General features: G+C 44.3%; 6 protein-coding genes. 5 read left to right on the top strand and 1 reads right to left on the bottom strand.

Translation table 11 applies throughout. The features are described 5' to 3' along the window. Positions 1-908 precede the first annotated feature (908 nt). From O3603_RS10090 to O3603_RS10070, 5 genes are all read left to right on the top strand, one after another. Positions 909-1,256, top strand: coding sequence for a helix-turn-helix domain-containing protein (locus O3603_RS10090; RefSeq protein ID WP_371522605.1), 348 nt, complete (start codon positions 909-911; stop codon positions 1,254-1,256). Further along, positions 1,247-1,627 carry a DNA-binding protein gene (locus tag O3603_RS10085; RefSeq protein WP_273534513.1) on the top strand — a complete coding sequence of 127 codons (381 nt, stop codon included), beginning with the start codon at positions 1,247-1,249 and terminating at the stop codon, positions 1,625-1,627. Before O3603_RS10090 ends, O3603_RS10085 begins: the two co-directional genes overlap by 10 nt. Continuing rightward, the gene (locus O3603_RS10080) at positions 1,624-3,684 is read left to right on the top strand and encodes an AAA family ATPase (RefSeq protein ID WP_371522602.1); all 2,061 of its coding nucleotides are present in this window, start codon (positions 1,624-1,626) and stop codon (positions 3,682-3,684) included. The genes O3603_RS10085 and O3603_RS10080 overlap by 4 nt, the downstream gene beginning before the upstream one ends. Next, positions 3,672-3,980, top strand: coding sequence for a helix-turn-helix domain-containing protein (locus O3603_RS10075; RefSeq protein WP_278566148.1), 309 nt, complete (start codon positions 3,672-3,674; stop codon positions 3,978-3,980). The genes O3603_RS10080 and O3603_RS10075 overlap by 13 nt, the downstream gene beginning before the upstream one ends. A gap of 375 nt (positions 3,981-4,355) precedes the next feature. Continuing rightward, complete coding sequence (locus O3603_RS10070) at positions 4,356-5,288, top strand: Abi family protein (protein WP_371522600.1); 933 nt, start codon at positions 4,356-4,358, stop codon at positions 5,286-5,288. A gap of 41 nt (positions 5,289-5,329) precedes the next feature. On the opposite strand, the gene O3603_RS10065 is transcribed toward O3603_RS10070, so the two are convergent. Continuing rightward, positions 5,330-11,599, bottom strand: coding sequence for a helicase-related protein (locus O3603_RS10065; RefSeq protein WP_371522598.1), 6,270 nt, complete (start codon positions 11,597-11,599; stop codon positions 5,330-5,332). Positions 11,600-11,675 lie beyond the last annotated feature (76 nt).

Genomic DNA, 11,675 nt, shown 5'->3' with positions numbered 1-11,675 from the left:
ATGGAAAGGAAAGTTGTAGCCAAAATTCAATAATTGTAGCCAGCTTCTAATAGAATTGTAGCCAAAAGATTGAATTATTAGCGAGATAAACTTCTGTAACCACGCTGCAAAGTTCTACATATTTATTTGATTAACAGCAATTTGCGTGTACTCTATGCGTACTCTGTACGAACTCTTGGCTACAATTTTTATTTTGCCTCAAAAAGTGTAGCCAGATTGTAGCCATTGTAGAGTATTTAGGGAGTATTTACCCCCTCTGTACGTACTCTGACAAGAAGAATAGATATAAAAGAAAAGTATCATAACTACTTGTAGCTATGATACTTACGTTTTTATTAGGATTGCTCTGTTGGTCTGTTCAGAGTACCTAAAGCGGAGAGAGAGGTTTGTGAACCAAACTCTCGTATCTCGTTGTATATAAACTTTCTATATGTTTTGACAAATCATCAGTGTAGCATTTTTGTAGCAGTATTCTGACCGCTTAATGACTACCATTCTGACTACCTATTGAAAGCTCAACCGCTCTCTTTTCTTGGGTACAAAGATATATAAAAATGTACTACCATCCAAATCTTTGCGTCATAAATATTTAGAGATTTTACTGCTACATTTTCCAGTGCAAGGTGCAAGCCCTTATATATAAGGGGTCTTGCACCTTGCACTGGAGGACTTGTGTGTGACTGCCTGATATTGATGACCTTTTATAGCTTTATCACTAATAAAAGGTGAATTATGTTATTATTTATTTCTATATAAGTTTATTATATTTATCTTATGCTTGATATAGAAACCCTTTGCATCCGCCACCAAACAAAAAAATGCATCTGGTGCATGACGACTTGCAGAGGGTGCATAAACTTGCGTGTGACGGGTTGCTCGTGCCAAGATGTTTCTATAACTTTATGTTTATGAAAGAGTTACTGGAATTTCTACGAAATGAGAGATTGAACAAACATCTAAAACAGGCGTATATAGCTGAGAAATTGGGAGTTGATGAAAGCACAATATCCCGATGGGAGTCTGGTCAGATTACAATGGACTTTCTCCAAATAGTAAACTATGCGACTGTTTTGGAGATAGATGTTTATGAGATGTTTGCATATCTCGCAAGTAATGGACAAGATTTTCCCAAACCTATTGCAGAAGTACACGTTGAGGTGTATACAAAAGAAGCCTACAACTCTCTTATGCAATACCTTGCGAATTCTGGGATGGATATAACAATTAAAAGCACCAAGTTGAAAAGATGGAAATAATCGCAGTAGAAAGCCAAGCCTATCAGGAACTGATAGACAGGCTCAACCGAATAGAGCAGTATGTTGAGCGCACTTCTCATCTTATCCAAGATATAGATGACGAGCTGGAGATGACAACCAAAGACCTTATCGGGGCTCTGAATATTTCAGAGTCCACCCTTTATCGCTGGCGCAAGAAGCAGTTGGTACGGTATCGCTACACGGAGGGTGGCGATGTACGCTACTTCTTCAAGTCTATCGTGATAGCCACGAAGTGTAACCGGCTCCGCGTATCAGGTATGAGAAACGACGAGATTCTTGGACGGCTCAACCGTTTCAAGGACAATCTCATCATGAGTTCATGTATTAATCCTAAAAACCGACAACTATGATAGAAAAGGAACAGATTCTTTTACTTACACAAGGAGGTTTGAATGTGTTTTCACATTTCCTTGGCTTTGAGGTAAACCTTCATCGCAACTTCCGAAGCCCTTTCTATGACGATAGGCGGGCTTCCTGCCATATCTACTACGACAGGAAAACTTCTTCTTACAAATTCTATGATCATGGAGATACCACCTATTCTGGGGATTGCTTCTGGTTTGTGGCAACCCTCCGTAATTTGAACCTGAAAACAAGTTTTCCCGAAGTATTGGAAACGATTGTACAAGAACTTGGATTGTATTCTTTATGTAATGGTGAAAAGCATAGCAGCCATATCACGTCAGCATATAAAAAAACTATTGTTCCCACTCCTAAGGCTGATATAACCAAGTGTACGGAAGAACGTCCATATAGTTTTGAGATACAGCCATTTGACGATGGTCTGCTGAACTATTGGGCACATTATGGCATCCATGAGGATACACTCCGTCGCTTTCGTGTACGGAGTCTTAAGCGCTATGAAAGTGTATCTGCTGAAGGCAAGAAGTTTGAACTTTATAGCTCACCTACGGAACCTATGTTTGCCTATATCGGAAACGGCTATGTAAAGATATACCGACCTCACAGTCCAAAAATCCGCTTTCTTTATGGTGGACGGATGCCTGCCACGTATTGCTTCGGAATGGAGCAGATTCCTGCCAAAGGAGATATGCTTTTCATTACAGGTGGAGAAAAGGATGTCCTCTCGTTGTATGCACACGGCTTCAATGCAATCTGCTTCAACAGTGAAACGGCACAGATACCGACAAGTATCATTGAGAGCCTTCAGCTTCGTTTTAGGCATATCATACTCTTGTATGATGCGGATGAAACAGGTGTACGGGAAGCACATAAACAGTCTGAACATCTGGCGGAATACAAGGTCTTGAACCTTTCACTTCCGCTAAGTGGTACGAAGTCTGAAAAAGACATTTCAGATTTCTTTGCCTTGGGCAACGGGGCAAAGGAACTGAAAGAACTGCTTGCCAAGATGTTTACAGACCTATACAGCCAAACTATGATGATGCTTCGCTCCTGTGAGATAGATTACGAGAATCCACCAGACATTTCCAAGTCGGTGGTGGCAGTAAATGGTGTGCCACTCGGTACGCAGGATAATCTGTTCTGCATCACTGGAGGCGAAGGTACGGGTAAGAGTAACTATGTGGGTGCGATTCTTGCTGGGACATTGGGAGAAAAACGATTACCGATAGAGAAGACCTTGGGATTAGAGATTACCCCCAATCCCAAAGGCTTGGCGGTCCTACACTATGACACGGAACAGTCCGAGGCACAGTTGCACAAGAACTTGGGTAAGACACTGCGTAGGGCTTCATTGTCGGCAGTACCGAAGTTTTACCATTCCCTGTACCTTGCCTCTCTGTCCCGCAGGGACAGGCTGAAACTTATCCGTGAGAGTATGGACTTGTTCCATCACAGGCATGGAGGTATCCACCTCGTGGTAATTGACGGAATAGCCGACTTGATACGTTCTGCCAACGATGAAACGGAAAGTATTGCCATTGTGGACGAGCTTTATCGCTTGGCGGGGATTTATAATACGTGCATTATCTGCGTGCTGCACTTCGTACCGAATGGAATCAAACTCCGTGGGCACATCGGTTCGGAACTTCAACGAAAGGCGGCAGGAATACTCTCCATTGAGAAAGACGACAATCCCGAATACTCGGTCGTAAAAGCATTGAAAGCCCGTGACGGAAGTCCGTTGGACGTACCGATGATGCTTTTCGGCTGGGATAAGGCTGAGGATATGCACGTCTATCGTGGCGAGAAGTCTAAAGAGGATAAGGAAAAGCGCAAGACCGATGAACTGATTGGCGTTGTCAAAGAAGCCTTCCGAAATTCTTTCAAGCTCACTTACCAAGAACTTTGTGAGGTTCTGATGAGCGAAATGGAAATTAAGGACAGGACCGCAAAGAAATACATCGCCTATATGAAAGAACAACGTATCTTGGAACAAGATACCAATGGTAACTATCAAAAAGGAGAACTATGCCGTACATAGATTATAAAACTGAAGACACTTGGCAAAAACGCCTGTTCGACAAGCTGATAAGCGTCGAGGATAAACTCGACCGCCTGCTTGTTCTGCAGGATCAATCTGTTGACACGACTGTCCGTCCACCATTGAAACCGGAATACTTGGATATCATTGATGTATCCAAGATTCTCAAAGTGGAGCAAAAGACCATCTATAATTGGGTTTGGGCAGGAAAAATTCCCTATCTTAAAGCCAATGGCAGGTTGCTTTTCCTTCGGGAAGAGATAGATGAAATGGTACGGAAGCGAGATGGTTGGTAATTGATTTCCTGATTAGATTATTTTTGTTGTGTAAATGCAAGTGTTTACACAACAAAATAATTACCTTCGCAAGTAAAAAGTTGGTTGCGGATTTACCGCACACAACGATAACAGTACTCGCTTATTTCTTTGATAAGGAATTTACCATATATTGTTTGAAACTATTGAACCGATAAAGATAGCGTTGCGGACAAAAAATATTTGTAATTTCTACATTTGATGCTACTTTTAATGGAAAATTCATCGCTTGCAATGATTTTTTCGGCATTTTCCTTGCACATTCAAAAAAAAGCAGTAATTTTGCAGTCAATATGACCTCCCACGCTTCTCATCAGAACAGCGCACCCGGGGAGGTCTTCGAGTTTATATACGGTTATGAGGTACGAAAAGAAGCCCATAGACACATCTGAGCAGATTAAAAAGCTATGCGATAGAGGACTTAATATTGGAGACGAAAAACTTGCGTCCCAATATCTTTATAACATAAGTTATTATAGATTACGAGCATACACATACCCTTTTCAAAATAATGGGGAAGGTGCTAATCACGAATTTCTGAGAAAGGACATTTCTTTTCAAGATGTGATAGACCTTTATTGTTTTGATAGGCGTTTACGCTCTTTAATCTTCAATGCCATTGAAAAAATCGAGGTGGCATTAAGAACAAGAATCGCCTTAAATTATTCCGTTGATGAAAATGACGCCTTTTGGTTTCTCAATCATAAGTTATACTTTCACCACGATAAGTTTATCGCATTGACACACCCTGTTGTAGGGGATTTAATGAAAGAGGTCAAGCGAAGTAATGAGGATTTTATAGCTCATTATTATCAAAAATATAGCGAACCTGATTTTCCGCCAGCGTGGATGACCTTAGAGGTTGTTTCTATGGGAACATTGAGTAAGTTGTTTTTTGCTTTGGACAAGAATAATCCTTCTAGTAAAACAATTTGCAGGGATTTGGGACTATACAATGTCGATATTCTGAAGAATTGGATGCACGGTTTATCGTCTTTACGCAATACTTGTGCCCATCATAGTCGTGTATGGAATCGCCGCTTTACAATAGGCTTGAAGTTTCCTTATAGAACGAATTATCCTTTCTTATCAAAGCAAGAAGCTGCAACGATAAGGGACAATAAGTTGTTTGCCTACTTATCAGTAATTTTGTATTTGCAGCAAATAATCAGTCCTGATAGCTCATTTAGAAAGAGTTTGCTCACCCTATTGGACAAATCTCCCAAATTGGTAGTTTTGAAAGACATGGGCTTTCCTGAAAAATGGAGAGAATACTCTTTGTGGAAATAATATAATACGATGGTGTATCAATTATGACACACCATCGCTATTTATCTCAGTCTGGTTTTTACAATATATCCCTTACTTTCTTCTTGTTTGTTTCTATTATTCATAGAACTTGAATAAATTACCCCCTCCTCTTCCTTTTTAGTATTTGGACTATTACTACTATTTTGTTTTAAATACTCGGATTGGTCATTTTCGTTTGATTTTTCATTTTCTTCATTTGGTTCGTTCAATGTAAGTGCAATTTTTCTGTCAAGTTCTGCTGCCTTGCCTTTGAGTGAGCGAAGCTCGTCCTCTTTCTTCCAAGAACTGTTGGCAATGTTGGTGTAAACGTCTTTGTTGGCCACGACCTTTGCCATTTCCTTCTCATGCGACTCTATCACCTTTGGAATACGCTCCAAGGCGTTAATGAAGTTCTGACACGCAAGTTTCGGGTCAGTTGCCAACTTACCATTATTATAGGTATAGTAGATACTCTCCTGCCCTTTCACAAAGAAGCGATTCACCGAACAGTCGAACAAGTCCTTGGAAGTACTCTCCGTCTTGACCATAATGGAGAAACCATAGATTTCGCCAATTTTGTTGTACTCGCCCTTGGTGCGAGCTTTTTCGTCTATTTCTTGCAGACGGGCAGCAATAACCTTGATATCTGTACAGTCTTCCACACCTTTGATTGTCAGTTTATTTATAGGTGTACCTTCATCATCACGCTCCACACGCTTCTCAAAGAGAGCTAAATCAGACTGTGCCTCCTTGATTTTATCCGTATGGAAGGATACAGAACTGTCAATCTCAGCCAACTTGCCTGTTGCGGCATCACGCTCACGGAGAAAGTTCTTACGTTCTGATTCCAAGGTGGTAATCTTCTTATCCAATCTTGCCTTCTCTAAAAGGTCGGTATTACCTGAAAGCACTGCTACGTATTCTGAGAAGTTCATGCCGCTGTCCTCATCCATCGACCCTTCATCAATGGTACGACTACCAAGCGTGTTTGTCTTCAGCTGATTGATGAACAGCTGCTTGTTGTGCAGCAGGTTAAACTTGTAACTGTCCAACGAGCGTTCCACAGCATAGATGATGACATCGACCTTGTTGTTCGCAAATTCCTTGGCGATAAGGTTTCCCTTGCGCACGGCTCGTCCGTTACGCTGCTCTAAGTCCGAAGGTCGCCAAGGAGTGTCCAAATGATGGATGGCTACGGCACGCTGCTGTGCATTCACACCAGTTCCCAACATAGAGGTAGAACCGAAAATAATGCGAATATCACCACGGTTCATGGCATCTACCATCGCCTTCTTGGCTTTCTCGTTCTTACACTCCTGAATGAAGCGTATCTCGTAGGACGGGATATGATAGTCCTCTACCAGCTTACGCTTGATTTCTGAATAGACATTGAAATCTCCACCGGGCTTATAAGTACCTAAATCAGAGAAAACGAACTGCGTACCTTTCTGTGCGTCGAACTTTTGGTAATAGTCATTGAGCATCTTGGCACAGTGACTTGCCTTGTTGTCTATATGATCTGAGTAAGCATTTTCATCAATCATGCGTAAATCTAAGCTCATCTTCCTCGCGTAGTCTGTTGCAATTAGCATCTTTGCTCTTTCCTCGCTCTCACTCAGTGGTGCACGTCCCAAGATTGTGGCATCGCCACTCTTGGCAAACTCCATCAGTTTGCCGATAAAAACTTCCTGCTCGGGTGTAGGCGGAATGTTGTGCAGTATCTCATTTTTCTCGGGGCGGTCGATACCAATGTCCTTGGCAGTGCGGAAATCGCAAATCTCCGCATAGAAAGCAGCCAGTTCGGGCACTTTAATGAACGTCCTAAACCGCTCTTTCTGAATGATATCGTTTGTGATGGAGAACTCATAGTCGGTAGATTTCTTGGCAAAGACGGCTGCCCATGCGTCAAAGCTGTTGATACCCTGCTTTTCCAAAGCCTGCGGACGAAGATACTTGAACAGAAGATACAGCTCCGTCAGACTATTGGAAATGGTCGTTCCCGAAAGGAAAGTCGCTCCCAAGTCCTTGCCGGACCTCTCCTGTATGGTACGAATGGCAAAGAGCATGTTTAAGGCACGCTGTGAGCCATCAGGATTGCCCAAGCCCGACACCCTGTCATGGCGTGTGTTGAACATTAGGTTTTTGAATTGGTGCGATTCATCTACAAAGAGGTGGTCGATACCCATCATCTTGAAGTCTACAGCATCGTCCTTACGCTCAGCGATGCTATCCTGTATGTTCTGCAACTTGGCTTCAAGCGTCTGCTTGCGTTTTTCCAGTCCTTTGAGCATCCCACGGGAGATGTCTCTTCCTTGTTGTCGCAACACTTCGAGATTCTCTTCCACGGAGTCCAGTTCCTTTTGCATAATCGCCTCCTGTATCTCCAAGGCCTGCGGTATCATGCCGAACTGTTCATGCGTCAAGATAATACAGTCCCAGTCGTTGTTCTTGATGTCGTTGAAAATACGCTGGCGGTTCTGCTTGTTGAAATCATTCTTGCCTGGATAGAGTACCTTAGCATTGGGATAAGCTTTCCTAAAAGTATCGGCAATATCGAAGACGTTTGCCTTCAGTCCGATAATCATCGGTTTGTTTGCCAGTCCCAAGCGTTTCATCTCGTAGGCTGCCGTACACATAATCAAGGTCTTACCTGCTCCCACCTCGTGGTCGCAGATGCCGCCACCGTTGGTTTTGAGCATCCACACTGCATCTTTCTGACTTTTGTAGAGGTCAGCAATACCCAATCGTCTGAGGTCAAGGTCGGGAAACGTCTGGTGCGTACCGTCAAAGTTGGGTCGCACAAAACAGTTGAAAAGGCGGTTGTAACGGTCGGATAACTGCTGCTTGAACGTGTCAGGTGTCCGTCCGAGCCAATCGACAAAGCCCTGTCTGATTTCCTCAATCTTGGCATTTGCCATCTGGATGGCATGTCCGTCCCTTACTTTGATGGTCTTGGTCTCTCCCGTAACCTTGTCCGTCATCTCCTTGCTCTTGTTGATGTCGGGAATGGTATTGTGTAGGGCATGCTTTAAGAGATTGATACCGTCATAACGGCGGAACTCTCCCTGTACGGCATACTTGTGCCAGATATTGGCATTCTTTCGGTCGCAGACAATGGAATACTCGTCCATGTTGGAATGGTAGGATACGCCAATATCCGTCCCGAAGAACTCCGAAGCGAAGCTGCCATAGACTTTGGCAGGTATCCAGCGTTCACCAAGGTTGAAGTCCAAATCGGCAAAGGGAATGGGTGTAGGTGTGGCTGCACGCAAAGCGGCAAGGCTCTGTTTGGCTTCCTCATGGTCTGGATGATCCAAGAGCCATGACTCGATACGCTCCGTCTTCTCTATTACATTGCCCGAAATGAACTTGTCCGCCACTTCGTAGGCATTCTCTTCGGGATTGTAATAGATACGACCTTCCAAGGAAGAAATAATGTCGTTTTCTTCCATATCAGGTAAAAGCGAACTCATGTAGTCAAGTTCCACCGTACCATACTTGTTGAGCGATGCGCCCAGTGCCTCCATCGGGTCAGCGGCAATGGTCAGTTCCGTGGTAGAAAATGCCGTTGGATGGTCAAAGATATCCGCCTTGACGTACCTGCCGTTCTCAGAGCGTTCCAAGAACAGCATTTCCACGCCTGTAGCATCCATCTTGATGATGTCGGTATTCGCCTTCTGGTTAAAGTAGCCCCAGCGTGTAACATAGTCATCATACAGGTGATTGAGCCTGCTGCGGTCTTCCCGGTCTTCTGCATGGTTCTCTGCCTCGTAGTCATAGAGACGATGATAGCACTCCCGTATCTCGATATAGGCTTTGAGACGGGAAAGCTGCGCATACGGCAAGTCCATCGGGTTAAAGGTGGGATGTCGCTTTAAGTCAGAAAGAAAGCCTACCTGCCCTTTCTGCACGACAATGGAGCCGTCTCTTAGGTGAGAGTCCGGAGAAGAGAGAAACGGGCGTGGTGAAGCGTCAAACTCCTTTCTAACTTCCGCTATCGGTTTTGGCTTGCGCTCCTCGGCTTCGTTCATGAAGTCGAAAAGTGACGGCTCACGTGGGGAGGAAGAAGCTGCTTTCTTGCTACTACGGGTACGCCGTTGAGGAATAGTCGCTGCCTTTTGTATATTGGACTTCGATGATTTCTGGGGAGCAGTTTGAGTTATAGGACGGAGCGCCTGTGAAGTTCCTGAATTATCCTTGATTTCATTGTTTACACGGGTAACTTCTCTTGTCCAAAGGCTGTATTCCTCTGGGGCAAACAGTGACAGTTGCTCCGGTTGTCCGATGTCTTCCATGTTATTGTCCACCACCGGATGATGATCGTCGTCAAAGAATATTGTCTGCCCATTCATCTCTCTTGGGGCTTCAATATCCGTACGGATTTCCTGTGGTTCCTGCTCGTATTGATGATGAAGTGTCAAGGCGGGTACGCCTTCGGGAGCAGGTTCAACAGTTATGGAAGGCTGTTCTGATACTAATTGTTGTGGGTCGGACTCTGATGATGACGGCTGTAATGGGATTGTCTCTCCGCTATGAACGGTATCTTCCATTATCTGCGTATCGTTCTTAGAAGCAATAGCTACAGTTTCCTTAACCTTATCGTTTATCTCTGTTTTTGTTGCCGATTCTTCCTTGATTTCCTCTGCCACCACTTCTTCTTTAGTATATTGTCCCCTCACGATTTCTTCCAGTTCGGCTATCTCATGCAATTTCTTAGGAGAGAAGTACAGGTCGCGTTCAATCCCCAGTCCTCTTACCTTCACGCCTTCCATCTCATCGAGGGACATATTGCCAAGCTCCCAGCCGTAACCCATCGTGACGGCACCGAAACCAATACGGCTCTTAGGGTCATACTCCAGAAGGTAGGCTGTGTATGCTCCCATAGGGAAGAAATAGCGTGCATACGCAACCTTATCGCCAATGAGTTCCTTTTCCGTGCTGTAAAGTTTAGGCAGTTGCTTTCTGATACGGTCGGGCATGAGGTTATAGGCATCGTTTATTCCCTTGTCTTCAGTCTTTGTTTTCTCTGTTTCTTCTTCTCGACTTATGGTAATACCCAACTTGCGAAGCTGTTTCTCTGCTTCTGCCTCTCGCTCTACCTCTGTCATTGGTATACCTGTTTCATATAGTTTACGGTCGATACGTTGTTCCATTTCAAGGGAGAGCCGTGTTCGGAGACTTTCTGCCATTTTCTCAATCCCTCCTGTGAACCGATACTCCCATGCAGGTCTTCCATAAGGGTCTGTACCCATTATGCGCTCTGTAGCAATGGTGCGATGAGATATGTCCTTCCAATCTCCTACAAAAAGAGAGTTATGCTTGAAGACGACAGAAGAGCTTTCTTCCTTGGGAACAGAAACAGTTTCTACGAACTGCTGCTCAATTCCCTTGCTGATTTCCTTTCCTGTCTGCTTCTGCAGGACAATGAGGTCACTGCCTACGGCCGTTCCTGCATTGTCTGAAAACATACCCGATGGCAGTCGGAGAGCAGAGATAAGGCGGCTGTTCTGCATGAGGTAACGGCGTATGGCTTCATTGCGGGGACTGTCCAACACGCCCTGTGAGGTGATGAATGCCAGTAAGCCGCCTTCCTTGATGCAGTCCAGACCTTTCACGAAGAAGTAATTGTGAATGGCACGTGTGGACTCGTGCTTGAGAGTGTCCTTGCCTTTGCTATACTCTCGGTCATAGACCATGAAATCACCGAAAGGAATGTTACTTGTAATAAGGTCGTATTTGTCCTTGTCTTCCAGCTCTCCAATAGCTTCAAAAGGCTCATTTCTGACGAAGATGTTCCCTTTTCCATACGGGTGCAGGGCTTGGCTGATACGGGCAGTGAGCAGGTCTTTCTCCATTGCATCTACAACACCCGCTTGCTTTGCAAAGGTCTCGGCAAAGGCACCCATACCCATAGAAGGGTCTAAACATCGTCTTATCTGCAGGTTTGTGGAGGCAAGTGCGTCTGAGATAGCAGAAACGATACGGGTATCGGTATAGAAGGAAGTCAGTACGCTTGCCTTGATACTCTCCCAATACCGCTTGGCGGTGTTGGCATCTACGGCTTCACGATAAATCATCTGTTTGAGCAGCTGTGTCGGCTCAAAGAGATTCTGTTCAGACTTGCTCCAATAGCGGATGTCATCGGGGTTATCCGTACGGTTGAGTACACATTTCAAGCCACCGAATCCTTGATAGTTTCGTAAGATACTTTTCTCAGCTTCGGTGGCTTCACGGCGTTCTTTCTCCAGGCGCAAGACCACACGGATAGCTTCCGTATTGGCTTGCAGGACTTCTTTCTTATTGTATGCCATAAGGTATAACGTATTCTATTATGGGAATAATCACTCTGACACCTAAGCTTGACCGTAATGCCAGACTTTAGTATCA

The sequence above is a fragment of the Prevotella sp. 20925_1_30 genome, assembly GCF_041433025.1.
Classification (GTDB): Bacteria; Bacteroidota; Bacteroidia; order Bacteroidales; family Bacteroidaceae; genus Prevotella; species Prevotella vespertina.
The sequence above is the reverse complement of the archived record's forward strand: the minus strand, read 5'-3'. Positions and strand labels throughout refer to the sequence as shown.

Excerpts from the sequence above, each read along its gene's own strand:
- O3603_RS10080 (WP_371522602.1), top strand. The coding sequence starts at position 1,624 with ATGATAGAAAAGGAACAGATTCTTTTACTTACACAAGGAGGTTTGAAT.
- O3603_RS10075 (WP_278566148.1), top strand. The coding sequence starts at position 3,672 with ATGCCGTACATAGATTATAAAACTGAAGACACTTGGCAAAAACGCCTG.
- O3603_RS10090 (WP_371522605.1), top strand. The coding sequence starts at position 909 with ATGAAAGAGTTACTGGAATTTCTACGAAATGAGAGATTGAACAAACAT.
- O3603_RS10085 (WP_273534513.1), top strand. The coding sequence starts at position 1,247 with ATGGAAATAATCGCAGTAGAAAGCCAAGCCTATCAGGAACTGATAGAC.
- O3603_RS10065 (WP_371522598.1), bottom strand. The coding sequence starts at position 11,599 with ATGGCATACAATAAGAAAGAAGTCCTGCAAGCCAATACGGAAGCTATC.
- O3603_RS10070 (WP_371522600.1), top strand. The coding sequence starts at position 4,356 with ATGAGGTACGAAAAGAAGCCCATAGACACATCTGAGCAGATTAAAAAG.